Annotated in this window: 17 protein-coding genes and 1 riboswitch; of the genes, 2 read left to right on the top strand and 15 right to left on the bottom strand. The window is 73.7% G+C overall.

Annotated elements, in window-relative coordinates; translation table 11 throughout:
• Positions 1-5 precede the first annotated feature (5 nt).
• Genes rplT through infC form a run of 3 tightly spaced genes read right to left on the bottom strand, consistent with a single transcriptional unit; the run spans position 6 to position 1,350 of the window.
• Positions 6-398 (bottom strand): 50S ribosomal protein L20, encoded by a 393-nt coding sequence (rplT, locus tag Aeryth_RS08430; RefSeq protein WP_067857192.1) that lies wholly within the window; start codon positions 396-398, stop codon positions 6-8.
• Between the two features lie 27 nt (positions 399-425).
• Positions 426-620 (bottom strand): 50S ribosomal protein L35, encoded by a 195-nt coding sequence (rpmI, locus tag Aeryth_RS08425; protein WP_067857189.1) that lies wholly within the window; start codon positions 618-620, stop codon positions 426-428.
• A 1-nt stretch (position 621) separates the two neighbouring features.
• On the bottom strand, positions 622-1,350 hold the full coding sequence (gene infC / locus Aeryth_RS08420) for a translation initiation factor IF-3 (RefSeq protein WP_067857186.1): 729 nt from the start codon (positions 1,348-1,350) through the stop codon (positions 622-624).
• A 275-nt stretch (positions 1,351-1,625) separates the two neighbouring features.
• Between infC and Aeryth_RS08415 the strand changes: the two genes are divergently transcribed.
• Positions 1,626-2,645 (top strand): GNAT family N-acetyltransferase, encoded by a 1,020-nt coding sequence (locus Aeryth_RS08415; RefSeq protein ID WP_083516355.1) that lies wholly within the window; start codon positions 1,626-1,628, stop codon positions 2,643-2,645.
• Positions 2,646-2,873: 228 nt separating this feature from the next.
• Here Aeryth_RS08415 and Aeryth_RS08410 read toward each other — a convergent pair whose 3' ends face one another.
• The 9 genes from Aeryth_RS08410 to rpe all read right to left on the bottom strand — a co-directional run bounded on the left by Aeryth_RS08410 (position 2,874) and on the right by rpe (position 9,372).
• Entirely contained in the window at positions 2,874-3,359 is a 486-nt protein-coding gene (locus Aeryth_RS08410; protein ID WP_067857180.1) for an SseB family protein, read from the bottom strand.
• Positions 3,356-3,772 carry a PH domain-containing protein gene (locus Aeryth_RS08405; RefSeq protein ID WP_067857177.1) on the bottom strand — a complete coding sequence of 139 codons (417 nt, stop codon included), beginning with the start codon at positions 3,770-3,772 and terminating at the stop codon, positions 3,356-3,358. The genes Aeryth_RS08410 and Aeryth_RS08405 overlap by 4 nt, the downstream gene beginning before the upstream one ends.
• Complete coding sequence (gene hisG / locus Aeryth_RS08400) at positions 3,769-4,614, bottom strand: ATP phosphoribosyltransferase (RefSeq protein ID WP_067857175.1); 846 nt, start codon at positions 4,612-4,614, stop codon at positions 3,769-3,771. The genes Aeryth_RS08405 and hisG overlap by 4 nt, the downstream gene beginning before the upstream one ends.
• A gap of 91 nt (positions 4,615-4,705) precedes the next feature.
• Entirely contained in the window at positions 4,706-4,969 is a 264-nt protein-coding gene (locus Aeryth_RS08395) for a phosphoribosyl-ATP diphosphatase (RefSeq protein WP_067857173.1), read from the bottom strand.
• A gap of 7 nt (positions 4,970-4,976) precedes the next feature.
• Positions 4,977-5,456 (bottom strand): 6,7-dimethyl-8-ribityllumazine synthase, encoded by a 480-nt coding sequence (gene ribH, locus Aeryth_RS08390; protein WP_067857170.1) that lies wholly within the window; start codon positions 5,454-5,456, stop codon positions 4,977-4,979.
• On the bottom strand, positions 5,457-6,737 hold the full coding sequence (locus Aeryth_RS08385; protein WP_067857167.1) for a bifunctional 3,4-dihydroxy-2-butanone-4-phosphate synthase/GTP cyclohydrolase II: 1,281 nt from the start codon (positions 6,735-6,737) through the stop codon (positions 5,457-5,459). It lies immediately after the preceding gene.
• Positions 6,734-7,360 (bottom strand): riboflavin synthase, encoded by a 627-nt coding sequence (locus Aeryth_RS08380; RefSeq protein ID WP_067857165.1) that lies wholly within the window; start codon positions 7,358-7,360, stop codon positions 6,734-6,736. The genes Aeryth_RS08385 and Aeryth_RS08380 overlap by 4 nt, the downstream gene beginning before the upstream one ends.
• A complete protein-coding gene (ribD, locus tag Aeryth_RS08375; RefSeq protein WP_067857163.1) occupies positions 7,360-8,397 on the bottom strand; it encodes a bifunctional diaminohydroxyphosphoribosylaminopyrimidine deaminase/5-amino-6-(5-phosphoribosylamino)uracil reductase RibD in 1,038 nt (345 codons plus the stop codon). Before ribD ends, Aeryth_RS08380 begins: the two co-directional genes overlap by 1 nt.
• 81 nt (positions 8,398-8,478) lie before the next feature.
• Positions 8,479-8,606: riboswitch (FMN riboswitch) on the bottom strand.
• A gap of 100 nt (positions 8,607-8,706) precedes the next feature.
• Entirely contained in the window at positions 8,707-9,372 is a 666-nt protein-coding gene (gene rpe, locus Aeryth_RS08370; RefSeq protein ID WP_067861508.1) for a ribulose-phosphate 3-epimerase, read from the bottom strand.
• 76 nt (positions 9,373-9,448) lie between these two features.
• Between rpe and Aeryth_RS08365 the strand changes: the two genes are divergently transcribed.
• Entirely contained in the window at positions 9,449-9,670 is a 222-nt protein-coding gene (locus Aeryth_RS08365; RefSeq protein ID WP_067857161.1) for a hypothetical protein, read from the top strand.
• Between the two features lie 7 nt (positions 9,671-9,677).
• Here the strand turns inward: Aeryth_RS08365 and Aeryth_RS08360 are convergent, their stop codons facing one another.
• The 3 genes from Aeryth_RS08360 to Aeryth_RS08350 all read right to left on the bottom strand — a co-directional run bounded on the left by Aeryth_RS08360 (position 9,678) and on the right by Aeryth_RS08350 (position 13,937).
• The gene (locus Aeryth_RS08360; protein WP_067857156.1) at positions 9,678-10,949 is read right to left on the bottom strand and encodes an RsmB/NOP family class I SAM-dependent RNA methyltransferase; all 1,272 of its coding nucleotides are present in this window, start codon (positions 10,947-10,949) and stop codon (positions 9,678-9,680) included.
• On the bottom strand, positions 10,946-11,869 hold the full coding sequence (gene fmt / locus Aeryth_RS08355) for a methionyl-tRNA formyltransferase (RefSeq protein WP_067857153.1): 924 nt from the start codon (positions 11,867-11,869) through the stop codon (positions 10,946-10,948). The genes Aeryth_RS08360 and fmt overlap by 4 nt, the downstream gene beginning before the upstream one ends.
• Before the next feature lie 70 nt (positions 11,870-11,939).
• Positions 11,940-13,937, bottom strand: coding sequence for a primosomal protein N' family DNA-binding protein (locus Aeryth_RS08350; protein WP_202967720.1), 1,998 nt, complete (start codon positions 13,935-13,937; stop codon positions 11,940-11,942).
• Between the last annotated feature and the right edge of the window lie 89 nt (positions 13,938-14,026).

Here is a 14,026-nt window from a genome sequence, read left to right as displayed (position 1 = left end):
GGCGGTCAGGCCGTCGCGTCTTCCTTGGGTGCGTTCACGTCGGCCGGAAGGTTTTCCTTCGCGACCTGGACGAGCGCGCTGAACGCGGCGGGCTCGTTGACGGCCAGCTCGGCCAGCATCTTGCGGTCGACCTCGACACCCGCGGCCTTGAGGCCCTGGATGAAGCGGTTGTAGGTGAGGCCCTCGGCGCGGACCGCAGCGTTGATGCGCTGGATCCAGAGACGACGGAAGTCGCCCTTCTTGGCCTTGCGGTCACGGTAGTTGTAGACCAGGGAGTGGGTGACCTGCTCCTTGGCCTTGCGGTACAGACGCGAGCGCTGGCCACGGTAGCCGGACGCCCGCTCGAGGGTCTCGCGGCGCTTCTTCTGCGCGTTGACGGAACGCTTGACGCGTGCCATGTCGGTTCTCCTTCGGGTGGGGTGCGGTCAGAGACCGAGCAGCTTCTTGACCTTCTTGGTGTCCGCCTTCGACACGTCGGTCGTGCCGGCGAGGCGACGGGTCCGCGTGCTGGACTTGTACTCCAAGAGGTGACGACGGTTGGTCTGCTCGCGGCGCAGCTTGCCCTTGCCGGTGAGCTTCACGCGCTTCTTCATGCCCGAGTGGGGCTTGAACTTCGGCATCTCATGCCTCCATGTCTGGGTCGAGGTTCTCGGAGCGACGCCGGGCCTTCTTGGGCGTCGCGGTCTTCTGCTGGGCCTCGCGGTGCGCCTTCTCGGCGGCTGCCTCGGCCTCGCGCTCCGCGGTCCGCTCGGCCGTGGTCTTCGCCTTCTCGGCGGCGACCTCGGCCTGGGCCTCGGACTTCTTCTTCAGCGGTGCGAGCACCATCGTCATGTTGCGGCCGTCCTGGCGCGGGTGCGCCTCGACGACTCCCAGGTCCGACACGTCCTCGCCCAGCTTCTGGAGCAGCCGGTACCCGAGCTCGGGACGGTGCTGCTCACGACCGCGGAACATGATCGTGATCTTGACCTTGTCGCCCGCCTTCAGGAACCGCACGACGTGACCCTTCTTGGTGTCGTAGTCGTGCTGGTCGATCTTGGGGCGGAGCTTCATCTCCTTGATGATGGTGTTCGTCTGGTTGCGTCGTGACTCGCGTGCCTTCTGGGCGGCCTCGTACTTGAACTTGCCGTAGTCCATGAGGCGGCACACCGGGGGGCGGGCCGTCGGGGCGACCTCCACGAGGTCGAGGTCGGACTCGGCGGCGAGGCGCAGGGCGTCCTCGATGCGCACGATGCCGACCTGCTCGCCTCCGGGTCCGACGAGACGGACCTCGGGAACGCGGATGCGGTCGTTGACGCGCAGCTCTGTGCTGATGGATCCTCCTGTGGTCTGTGTCCAGGAGGCCCACGACAATGGCCCCCGTCCCTCAGGACGGAGGCCACCGATGCACGCCGCCGGCGCGTACCGGACGGCGTCGCTCGACCGGGCGTACCGGCCGAGGTACCCCTCGATCCGCGGACCGAGCAGGTGGGAGGTGGGCCTCCACTTCCTGTCCAGGATAGCAGGCGTGCCCCGAGGAACGAAAACGGCGCGCTGGAGGACGACCACGTCCGGCGTCATCGCCGCGAAACACGGCGGACGCGGACGAGCAACAGCGCACCGCCATCCTGGCACCAGGAGGTGCGGACATGAGGTGGAGGGTGCGGGCGACGTTCCCGGACAGGCCGGGACTGCTCGGTCGGGTGGCGCAGGCGTGCGGCGACGCGGACGTCAACATCGTCGCGATGCAGGTCTTCTCGACCCGCCCGACGGTGACCGACGAGTTCGTCGTGGAGGGTGACGACGGCCTGACGGAGCTGGCGCTCGCGGGGCTGTTCACCGAGGCGGGCGGCGCGGAGGTCTCGGTGACGCGGGCCGACGGCGACGCGCACCTCGACGCGCCGACCCGGTACCTGGACGCCGTGCACGAGGTGCTGGAAGGAGGTCGCGACGTCGAGGAGGTGCTGGGCGAGCTGCTCGCCATCGCCCCGCCCGACGTCGCCGACTACGCCGGTCACGACGTGCTCGACCTGCGACGTCGCAACGGCTCGACGCTCAGGGTCAGCCGCGCGGTGCCGTTCACGGCGGTCGAGCGCGCGCGGGCCCAGGCGCTGCTGTCGCTGGTCAGCGACGCGGGGGTCGACGTGCCGCTGATCGCGCCGTCGCCGCGTCACCCCGTCCCGCTGGTGCGGGTGGCCGGTCTCGCCGACATCGAGGCCGTGTCGGCCCTGCACGAGCGGTGCAGCGTCGACACGCTCTACACGCGCTACCAGGTGCCCCTGCGGATGCCGATGACGACGCGCATGGCGCGCCGCCTCGTGACGCCCGAGCACGGGATCGCCCTGGTCGTGCAGGTCGGGCTCGACCTCGTGGGTCACGGCGTCCTCGAGCGGGGCGTGCTGGAGGGCCGTCCCGACGACCACGTCTTCCAGCTGCTCGTCGAGGACGCCTGGCAGGGTCGCGGTTTCGGCACCCTGCTCGTCAAGCAGGCCGCCCGGCACGCGAAGACCGACGGTGCCGAGCGGCTCACGTTCGTCTCTGCGGGCTCCAACGACACCCTGCTCCGGGCCGTCGGAGCCGCTGGCTTCGTCGCCCGCGTGGAACGTCACGACGCCGCCGTGCACGTCACCGTCCCGCTGTCCGGGGTGCGGGCGGTCGAGACGGCCTGAGGGCGCGGTGGTCGGGCCAGGTCGCCGGGCTGTGGCCGGGCCCGGCGTGTGGGAGGTAGGTGGCGCGCGCTTGCTGCGGGGGTGGAGGTAGGTGACGCTCGGGATGAGCCCCTCATTCCGAGCGTCACCTACCTCCGGGCCCAGGGATACGCGTGCTATCTACCGCCCACCCGCCCGGTCGAGGCTCCCTCAAAGACCGACCGCAGCGTGACCACGGGTCGACGCCCGTCAGCTCCCCGTGACCCAGGCGTGGCCGGCGTCGGTGGCGACGAGCCGGTCGCCGGCGGCGAGGTGGCGCAGGTCGTCGGTCTCGACCACCTGGAAGTGCGGCGAGCCGAGGTCGAGCAGGATCGCGGCGGCACCCTCGGAGAGGGCCGCGACGGCGGCGGCCTGTCCCCACACGGGCACCGGACGTGCCTGCGGGTTCCAGCGCGCCATCGCGTCGAGGCTCGTGAAGGTGAGCAGCGCCTGGCGGCCGTCGCGGCCGGTCATGAGCACCGCCGCCATGTCGGCGTCCTTGTCGCCCGACACGAGCGCCTCCGGCCCGGCGGCGCGGCTCGCCTCACCGAGGGTGGCCACGATCGGGACGAACACCCGCACCTGGCCCAGCAGCGAGAGCACCGCCGTGGTGTCGCCGAGCACCGCGCCGAGGCGCGGGTCGAGCCGGCCGTCGTCGTCGGGGAACGCCGGCTCGGCGAGCGAACGGCCGGTCACGGGACGCGCCGCACGAGGTCGTCGACCGCGTCCCGCACCCGACCGTGGCCGCTGGACCCCTGCAGCGCGAACAGCATGAGCCGCTCGTCGTCGACGGTCACCAGCGTCGGCCACGGGGCGCCCTCGCCGAACGCGAAGCCACGGACCCGCGACCACGGCACGTGGTGCGTGCGGAAGCCGTTGACGACCTCGAGCTCGTTGTCGTCCACCGTCACCCGGCTGCGGCCGATGCCGTGCAGGATCACGAGGAACACGGCGATCGAGCCGTACAGCGTGAGCGCCTGCGACAGCGTCACCTGCGCGCGGATGTCCTGCGGCAGCGCCAGCGTGACGGCCACGCTCATCGCCACGAGCGCCACGCACGACCCGTACGCGACGTACCGGGTGCCGCCCGGGCGGTAGGTCGTCCTCACACCCGGCACGCGAGGATGTCCGTGACGAGGATGCCGCGGGCGCCGAGGCCGTACAGGCTGTCCATGATCTTCTGGGCGGCGTCGCGCGGCACCATCGAGCGCACGGCGACCCACCCTTCCCGATGAAGGGGCGACACGGTCGGCGACTCGATGCCCGGCGTCAGCTCGACGGCGCGCTCCACCTGCTCGACCCGGATGTCGTAGTCCATCATCACGTAGGTGCGGGCGACGAGGACGCTGTCGAGGCGGCGCTTGAACACCTCGTAGCCGGCGGGCTCCTCGGCGCCGGCCCGGGTGATCAGCACGGCCTCCGACGACAGGATCGGGTCGCCGAAGACGGCGAGGTCTGCCTGGCGCAGGGTGCTGCCCGTCTCGACGACGTCGGCGATGGCGTCGGCGACCCCGAGCCGGATCGACGACTCGACCGCGCCGTCCAGGCGCACGACCGAGGCGCTGACACCGCGTCCGCGCAGGTAGTCCTGGACGATCACGGGGTAGGACGTGGCGATGCGCTTGCCCTCGAGCTCGTCGATGGTCCGCATCGTGCCCGTGGGGGCGGCGAAGCGGAAGGTCGAGCGACCGAAGCCGAGCCCGACCTGCTCCGCCGCCGAGGCGGCGGAGTCGAGCAGGAGGTCGCGGCCGGTGATGCCGACGTCGAGCGTCCCCTCGCCCACGTACACGGCGATGTCGCGCGGGCGGAGGTAGAAGAACTCGACGTCGTTCTCGGCGTCGACGAGGACGAGGTCCTTCGCGTTGCGCCGCTGCCGGTACCCGGCCTCGGCGAGGATCTGGCTGGCGGCCTCGGACAGGGCACCCTTGTTGGGCACGGCCACTCTCAGCATGGTGGGGTCCTTCTGACGATGGGGGGCGGGCCCGGCAGTCGGCTGCCGTCGACGACAGCGGCGCGGCCCAGGAGGTCAGGCTCCGCTGTCGTCACAGATGCGCGTAGACGTCGTCGAGCGTGATGCCGGCGGCGATCATCATCACCTGCGCGTGGTACAGCAGCTGGCTGAGCTCCTCGGCGGTCCGCTCGCGGCCCTCGTGCTCGGCGGCCATCCACGACTCGGCGGCCTCCTCGACGAGCTTCTTGCCGATGGCGTGCACGCCGGCGTCGAGCTCGGCCACGGTGCGCGAGCCCTCGGGCCGGGCCTGCGCCTTGGCGGCGAGCTCGGCGAACAGGTCCTCGAAGGTCTTCATGGTGACCTCAGTCTAGGGACGCGAGACCGCGGAGGGTCGCCCAGGTCGACAGAGCGGCCTCTGCGGCCTCCCGGCCCTTGTCCTCGGCGCTGCCCTCGAGCCCGGCGCGGTCGAGCGCCTGCTCCTCGGTGTCGCACGTCAGCAGCCCGAAGCCCACGGGCACGCCCGTGTCGAGCGCGACCCGCGCGAGGCCGTCGGTGGCCGCGGCCGACACGTACTCGAAGTGCGGGGTGCCGCCGCGGATGATCACGCCGAGGGCCACGACCGCGTCGAAGCCGGCAGCCGCGCAGCCCTGCGACACGAGGGGCAGCTCGAACGACCCGGCCGCCCGCAGCAGCGTCACGTCGGTGACGCCGGCGTCGGCCAGGGCGCGCTCGGCACCCGCCACCAGACCGTCCATGACCTGGTCGTGCCAGCTCGACGCGACGATCGCGACGCGCGCTCCCGCCGCCTCGACCTGGAGGGTGGGCGCTCCGTGTCCGCTCATCTACTCGCCTTCCGTGGTGGTGTCGCCGAGACCGAGGTCGGGCAGGTCGTGCCCCATGCGCTCGGCCTTCGTGCGCAGGTACTGGATGTTCTCGGGGGTCGGCTCGATCTGGATCGGCACCCGCTCGGCCACCTTGACGCCGTAGGCCTCGAGCTGCGTGGCCTTGTCGGGGTTGTTGGTCAGCAGCCGCACCGAGCGCAGGCCGAGGTCGCGCAGCATCTGCGCCCCGGCGGCGTAGTCGCGCTCGTCCTCGCCGAAGCCCAGCGCGAGGTTGGCGTCGACCGTGTCGCTGCCGGCGTCCTGCAGCGCGTACGCCTGCAGCTTGTGCAGCAGGCCGATCCCCCGGCCCTCGTGCCCCCGCAGGTAGACGACGACGCCGGCACCCTCGGCCTTGATCGCCGCCATCGACGCCTGCAGCTGCGGGCCGCAGTCGCAGCGCCGCGAGCCGAACACGTCACCGGTGAGGCACTCGGAGTGCAGCCGCACCAGCACGCCCGCTCCTCCGGCAGCCGCCGCGTCGACGTCACCGTGCACGAGCGCGACGTGCTCCGCGCCGTCGATGCGGTCGCGGTAGCCCAGCGCCCGGAAGGAGCCGAACTCCGTCGGCAGCGACGTCTCCGCGAGCCGCTCGACCTGCGACTCGTGCAGGCGCAGGTGCACCTGCAGGTCCTCGATCGAGACCAGGGCGAGGTCGTGCTCGTCGGCGAACGCGCGCAGCGCGGGGGCGCGCATCAGCTCGCCGTCGTCGTGCACCACCTCCCCGATGACCCCGACCGGCGTGAGGCCCGCCAGGCGGGTGAGGTCGACCGCGGCCTCCGTGTGCCCGGCGCGGGCCAGCACGCCGCCGTCCTTCGCGCGCAGCGGCAGCACGTGGCCCGGCATGACGAGCTCGAAGGACTCCGTCGCCGAGTCCGCCAGCACCCGGACGGTCCGCGCCCGGTCGGCGGCCGAGATGCCGGTCGTGATGCCGTCACGCGCGTCGATCGAGATCGTGTACGCGGTGCGCATCAGCTCGCGGTTGTGCGGCGTCATGAGCGGGATGCCCAGCCGGTCCAGCACGGCGCCGGGGGCCGGGGCGCAGACGTAGCCGCTGGAGTGCCGGATGAGGAAGCCCATCAGCTCCGGCGTCGCCTTGCTCGCCGCGAAGATGATGTCGCCCTCGTTCTCGCGGCCGGGGTCGTCGACCACGACGACAGCCTTGCCGTCGCGGATGTCGGCGATCGCCCGTTCGATGCTGTCGAGCCGGACGGTGTCGCCGTCGGCGTCGGAGTAGGTGCTCATGCGGGGTTCTCCTTCGGGAGGCGGGCGGCGAGCAGCCGCTCCACGTACTTGGCGAGGACGTCGACCTCGAGGTTCACCCGGTCGCCGGGGGCGAGGGTGCCGAGGGTCGTGTCCGCGAGGGTGGTGGGGATGAGGGACACCGAGAACCAGGGAGCGGGATCCTGGGGGTCGGTGACCTCGACGACCGTGAGCGAGACGCCCTGGACCGTGATCGAGCCCTTCGGCACGAGGTAGCGCGCGAGGTCGCTGGGCAGCGAGAAGCGCAGCACCTCCCAGTGCTCGCTCGGGGTGCGGTCGATCAGGGCGCCCGTGCCGTCGACGTGACCCTGCACGACGTGGCCGCCCATGCGCCCGCCCGCCGCCATCGCGCGCTCGAGGTTGACCTCGGCCCCGGCCGCGAGGTCGCCGAGCGACGTCTTGTCGAGCGACTCGGCCATGACGTCGGCGCTGAAGACGTCCGCCTCCTGCGCCATCACGGTGAGGCAGCAGCCGTTGACGGAGATCGACGCACCATGGGTCGCGTCGCTCGTGACGAGCGGTCCGCGCACCGAGAGCCGCACCGCGTCGTCGAGCGTCTCGACCGCGGTCACGACGCCCTTCTCCTCCACGAGTCCGGTGAACATCAGGGCATCTCCTCCCGCGGGGCACGCCCGGGCGTGCCGATGATGCGGATGTCGGGTCCGATCCGCGTGACGTCGTCGAGGTCGATCGGCCGCAGGTCGGCGAGCGTGGCGGCCTCGCCCTCCAGCGCGGCTCGTCCCGAGCCCAGCATCGCCGGGGCGATGTAGCCGATGACGCGATCGACCAGCCCGGCGTTCCAGAAGCCGCCCGCGAGGCGGGGCCCGCCCTCCAGCCACACGTGCCGGACGCCGTTCTCGACCATCTTGGACAGCACCTCGTCGGGCTCACGCGTCTGCACGAGCAGCGTGGGCGCCACCCGGTCGAAGACCCGGTAGTAGGAGGGGATGCGCGACTCCCCCACGACCACGCGCAACGGCTGCTGCGCGTAGGGCAGCGGCAGGTCGTCGGCGTCGCGCACCGTCAGGCGCGGGTCGTCGGCCAGCACCGCTCCGGTGCCCGCCATGATCGCGTCGGCCTCCGCGCGGAAGCGCTGGACGTCGCGGCGGGCCTCGCTCGAGGTGATCCACTTGCTCGAGCCGTCCGGGGCAGCGCTGAGGCCGTCCATCGTGGCCGCGTACTTCCAGGTCACGAACGGACGTCCGTGCGTGACGGCGAAGGTCCACTCGACGTTGAGCGCCGCGGCGTCCTCGGCGAGGACACCGCCCTCGACGTCGACACCGGCCGCGCGCAGCCGCTCGGCGCCGCCCGCAGCCTCGGGGTTCGGGTCGGACTGCCCGTGCACCACCCGCGCGACCCCTGCCGCGAGCAGCGCGTCGACGCAGGGGCCGGTGCGTCCGGTGTGGGCGCAGGGCTCGAGGGTGACGACGGCCGTGGCGCCGCGGGCCGCGTCGCCGGCCTGCTGCAGCGCGTCGACCTCGGCGTGGGCTGTCCCGGCGCCGTGGTGCGCACCCACGGCGAGGACCTCGCCCGACGGGGCGAGGAGCACGCAGCCGACGCGGGGGTTCGGGAGCGTCCGCGCGGTGGATCGGGCGGCCTCGAGGGCCGTGCGCATCGCCTGCAGCTCGGTGTCGCTCGCCATCTCGTCCTCCGGTCGGGCTCGCCGCACCGGGGTCGACGGGTCTGACGCCATGGTCCAGGACGGACCTCGGCACCAGACCCCGCGTGTTTCCTCTCATCCGGACTTTCACCGTCGGTACCGGAGTTCCACCGGTTCAACCTCACCCCGAGAGGTGCGGGTCGCGGACTGTCACCGCCGGTTCGGACTTGCACCGACCCCGGAACACGCGAGCTGTTGCTCGTTCGTCGACAGTCTAGCCGGGCGTGTCGCGCCGGCTGCGACGTCCCACGCTGCGGACGCGTCGCACCGTCCGGGCGGCCGTCGTGGTGCTCAGTGCGCGCAGGCGCTGGTGGCGAGGTCGCGCAGGGTCTCCACCATGGAGCCCGGGTCGTCCGCGCCGAACACCGCCGAGCCGGCGACGAACGTGTCGGCGCCGGCCTCGGCGCACCGCTCGATGGTCTCCACGGAGACCCCGCCGTCGACCTGCAGCCAGACCTCGCCGCCGCTCGCGGCGATCAGCTCACGGGTGCGCCGGATCTTCGGCAGGCAGAGGTCGAGGAACTTCTGGCCGCCGAACCCGGGCTCCACCGTCATCACGAGGACCATGTCGAGCTCGGGCAGCACCCCGGCGTAGGGCTCGATCGGCGTCGCCGGCTTGAGCGCCATGGACGCCCGCGCACCCTGGGCGCGGATCTCGCGGGCCAGCCGCACCGGCGCAGCGGCGGCCTCGACGTGGAAGGTGATGCTCCCCGCCCCTGCCTCGGCGAACGCGGGGGCCCACCGGTCGGGGTCGGCGATCATGAGGTGGGCGTCGATCGGCTGCTGCGCCGCCTTGCTCAGCGCCTCGATGACGGGCGCGCCGAGCGTCAGGTTCGGCACGAAGTGGTTGTCCATGACGTCCATGTGGAGCCAGTCCGCCGTCGGGATGCGAGCGGCCTCCCCCGCGAGGTTCGCGAAGTCGGCGTTCAGCAGGCTCGGCGTGATCTGGATGGCCATGCGGGCCAGCGTAGTGGCGCTGGCACCGACCCAGTCGTCCGGCGTACGGTCGAGGGACACCCACTCGGGAGGTCCCATGTCCAGCTCGCTCGTCGTCCTCGTCACCGTCGTGGTGGTGGCCGTCGCCCTGCTTGCCGTGGTCGTCGCGCTCGCCCGCCGCGCCGGCCGGGCCCGCCCGCCGGGCGAACGCGTCGACCGAGCCGAGCTGCAGGCCCAGCAGCAGGCGCTCGGGCAGGCGCGCCGACCCGAGCACGGATACGGCGCCGACCGCACGTACGGGGGCGGAGGCTCCTTCTGACCCGTCGTCAGCGACGGCGCAGGAGGGCGAGGAACATCGCGTCGGTGCCGTCGCGGTGCGGCCACCACCGGTGGACGCCGACGAGCTCCGCCACACCGGGCCCGACCGACTCGACGACCTCGAGCGTCTCGTCGACGAGCGGGGAGCAGGTCGCGTAGCCCACGAGCCCACCCGGACGCGTGAGGTCGACCGCGCGGCGCAGCAGCGCGCGCTGCAGCGGCACGAGCGAGGCGAGGTCCTCCGGCGTCCGACGCCAGCGCGACTCCGGGCGCCGGCGCAGCGCACCGAGGCCCGTGCAGGGCGCGTCGACGAGGACACGGTCGAAGGAGCCGGGCTCCCAGGGCCCCTCACGTCCGTCGTGGACGGTGACCTCGACGTCGGGGAGGGCCCGCAGCCCGCGCCGGACGAGCTCCGCGCGGTGCGGCTGCACCTCGTTGGCGACGAGGTGGGCGCCGCGCTGCGCGGCCAGCGCACCCAGGAGCGCGGCCTTGCCGCCCGGGCCGGCGCACAGGTCGAGCCAGCGAGCGTCGGACCCCTCGAGGGCAGCCTCGGCGAGGGTGAGGGCCACCATCTGCGATCCCTCGTCCTGCACGCCCGCGCGACCGTCGCGGACAGCGGCGACGTCGCCGGGATCGCCGGCGTCGAGGACGCGCGCGTAGGGCGACACCTGGCCGGGCGTGCCCGGCAGGTCGGAAGGGTCGACGAGGCCGGGGCGGGCCACGAGCGTCACCTTCGGCGGACGGTTGTCGGCCTCGAGCAGCGCGTCGAGCTCGTCGGCGGCGTCGACCGCGCGCAGGGCCGACCGCAGCCCGCGGACGACCCACGTCGGGTGCGACCGGCGGACCGCCAGGGCGTCGTCCGGCTCGAGGTCCTGGGTGAGCCGCTCGACCCACGTGTCGAGGTCGTCGGCCGCGACCTTGCGCAGGACCGCGTTCACGAGCCCGGCCGGCTTGTGGCCGACCACGCGCCGGACGAGGCTCACGCTCGTGGAGACCGCCGCGTGCGACGGGACGCGCATGGACAACGCCTGGTGCGCGCCGAGGCGCAGCACGTCGCGCACCTCCGGGTCGAGCGGGCGACCGACCAGCGAGTCGAGCACCGCGTCGTAGGTGCCGCGCAGGCGCAGCGTGCCGTGCACGAGCTCGGTGGCGAACGCGGCGTCGCGTCCGACGATCCCCCGTTCGCGCAGGAGCTGCGGCAGGAGCAGGTTGACGTAGGCGTCGCGCTCGTCGGCGGCGCGCAGCACGTCGTAGGCGACACCGCGCGACGGGTCGCTCATGCGAGCACCGTGCCCGGCTCGATCGTCGTGCCGCGCGCCCAGTCGGCGGCAGCCATCGGCCTCTTGCCGGTGGGCTGCACCGTGCCGAGCACGACGTCGGTCGTGGCGGTGCCGACGCGGACCTCGCGCCGGCCGGCCTGGACCTCCCCAGGACGCAGCGTGTCGTCGGTCGTCGGCGTGACCGGTCCGAGCTTGACGCGCTGCCCGTCGAGCAGCGTCCACGCGCCGGGTGCGGGCGTGCATCCGCGCACCTGGCGGTCCACCGCGAAGGCCGGCCGGCTCCAGTCGACGTGCGCGTCGTCGGTCGTGAGCTTCGGGGCGTAGGTGACGCCGTCCTCGGGCTGGGCGACGGCGGCGATGTCGCCGTCCTCGACGTGGTCGAGGGCGTCGACGAGGAGCCGCGCGCCCTCGTGGGCGAGCCGCTCGAGGAGCGTGCCGGCGGTGTCGTCGTCGCGGATCCGCTCGGTGATGGTGCCCAGCACCGGGCCGGCGTCGAGCGCCTCGACGAGACTGAAGACCGTGGCGCCCGTGACCTCGTCGCCGGCCATGATCGAGCGCTGCACCGGCGCGGCGCCACGCCAGGCGGGCAGGGCCGAGAAGTGCAGGTTGAGCCAGCCGTACTCCGGCACGTCGAGAGCATCGCGCTTGAGCAGCGCGCCGTAGGCGACGATCGGGCAGCAGGCCGGACCGATCTCGCGGAGCCGGTCGAGGAACGCCGGGTCGTCGGCACGCTCGGGCTTGAGCACCTCGATGCCGAGCTCCGCCGCGCGGGCGGCGATCGGCGACGGGTGCAGGGTCCGACCGCGACCTTGGCGCGCGTCGGGGCGGGTCACGACCGCGGCGACGTCGTGCCGGCTCCCGACCAGCGCCTCCAGGGACGGCAGGGCGGTCTCGGGGGTACCTGCGAACACGATCCTCACGTCGGCCGAGTCTAGGTGCTCGTCGCGACCGGCCCCGCCCCGCGTGGTGCTGCGGCGTGGTGGTGGGGACTCAGAAGGCGTGCGGGTCGACGCGCACGCGCAACGGCGGCTGCTTGGCCGCCGAGCGGGCCGCCTGCACGTCCTTCAGCGCGGCGGCGAGGGCCGGACCCTCCCGACGTGGCGCCCGCAGCACCAGGCGCTCGTGCACCGGCTCGCCCGGGCGCGTGGAGGTCGGCACCGGGCCGAGCACCTCGGTGGAGGGCGTCCACCGTGCGTCGACGAGCGGCGCCACGTCGGCGGCCGGACCCTCGACCACGGCCACCCGCGCGACAGGGGGCAGGTGCGCCTCCGCGCGCTCGGCGAGCTCACGCTCGGCGAGGCCGGCGGGGTCGGCACGCACGAGTCCCTGCAGGAGCGCCGGGTCGCCGACCGCCACGGCGTCGGCGCGCTCCCGCGCCAGGGCGAGGGCGTTGAACCAGCGGCGGTGCGCCTCCTCGAGCACACGGAGGTCGTCGCGGCCCAGCGCCAGCCAGGTGTCCATCAGCACGACGAGCGCGTAGCCCCCGGCCACCCGCGGCTCCGCGCCGGGCGTGGCCAGCACCAGCACGTCGCCCTTGGGCGCGACCGCGAGCACGTCGGCACCGCCGGAGGTGACGACCTCGCGGCCCGGGAACGCCGCGGCGTACTCCTCGGCGGTCCGCAGCTGGCCGACGACGGGCGCGCGGAGCCGGTGCGACCCGCAGGTGCGGCAGATCCAGCGCGGGTCGGCGGTCCCGCACCAGCGGCAGGTGGGCAGGGCGTCGCGACCGGACTGGGCGAGCGGGCCCTCGCACGTGGTGCACCGGGCCGGGGTCCGGCAGTCCTGGCAGGCGAGCGACGTGCGGTACCCCCGGCGCGGCACCTGCACGAGCACCGGCCCGTCGGCGCGCCGGACCGCGGCGAACACCTCGTGCGGGAGGCGGGCAGGAGCACCTCCGGCGACGCTGCCGTCGGTGACCGCGAGCCGGGGCCAGGCGCGACGCCGGGTGACCGCCTCGGCCTGGACCGACCTCGCCCAGCCCGACGCGACGAGCGACTGGCCCTCCGCCGTGCGCGCGTAGCCGGCCAGGAGCAGCGCGGTGTCCTCCCGAGCCGCGCGGGTGAGCAGCACCTCGCGGGTGTGCAGGTACGGGGCGCGGGGCTCGACGTAGAGGTCGTCGCCGTCGTCCCAGAGCGCCACCAGCCCCAGCTGCCGCACCGGCGCGAACGCCGCGGCACGGGTGCCCAGCACCACCGACACCTCTCCCCGCGCGACGGCCAGGAACGCCCGATAGCGCTCGGCGGGCTTCTGTGCGGACGACAGCACGACGTGGCGTCCCTCGCCGAGGACAGAGCCGAGCACCGTGTCCCAATGGTCGAGGTCGCGGGCGTCGGGGACGCACACCACGCTGCCGCGACCGGAGCGCAGCGTGGCCAGCACCGCCTCCGCGACGGCGACCGCCGGGTCGCGCAGCGGGAGCGCCTCCCACACGACGCGAGGCGCTCCCCCGGACTCGAGCGAGGCGAGGAGATCGGGGCCGTCGGGCCACACGTGCCAGGCCTCGTCGTCGACGTCGGGCAGGGGACCCTCGGGCGCAGGGATCGACGGACGGGCCTCGACCCGTGCCTGACGCGGCGGGACGGCCAGGCGCAGCACGTCGGACAGCGTGCCCGCCCAACGGTCGGCGACCTCGCGGGCCAGGCCGAGCACCTGCGGGCTCAGCACCGGCTCGGCCGACACGACCTTGGCCAGGGGGGCGAGCCGACCCTCGTGCGCCGAGGCGCCGCCGAGACCGACCACGAACCCGTCGGTGAGCCGTCCGGCGAAGCGCACCTTGACCCGACAGCCGGGCACGGGCTGCGGGTCCAGGTCGGCAGGCACGGCGTAGTCGAAGAGCCGGTCGAGGTGCGGCAGCGGCGTGTCGACCGCGACCCGCGCGACCAGCACGGGTTCCGCCTCACGACCAGGCTCCTCGGCTGCTGCCGGCTGGGGCGTCGGTGGGGGCGACGGCGGCAGCGCGAGGAGCTCGAGCTGGTCGCTGGTGGTCACGCGCACTGTCTACCAGCCGGCTCCGACGACACGACCGCCCCACCACGGTCCCACGCACGGGCTCACCCACGACGGACGAGACGCCGCCC

The sequence above is a fragment of the Aeromicrobium erythreum genome, assembly GCF_001509405.1.
Classification (GTDB): Bacteria; Actinomycetota; Actinomycetes; order Propionibacteriales; family Nocardioidaceae; genus Aeromicrobium; species Aeromicrobium erythreum.
The sequence above is the reverse complement of the archived record's forward strand: the minus strand, read 5'-3'. Positions and strand labels throughout refer to the sequence as shown.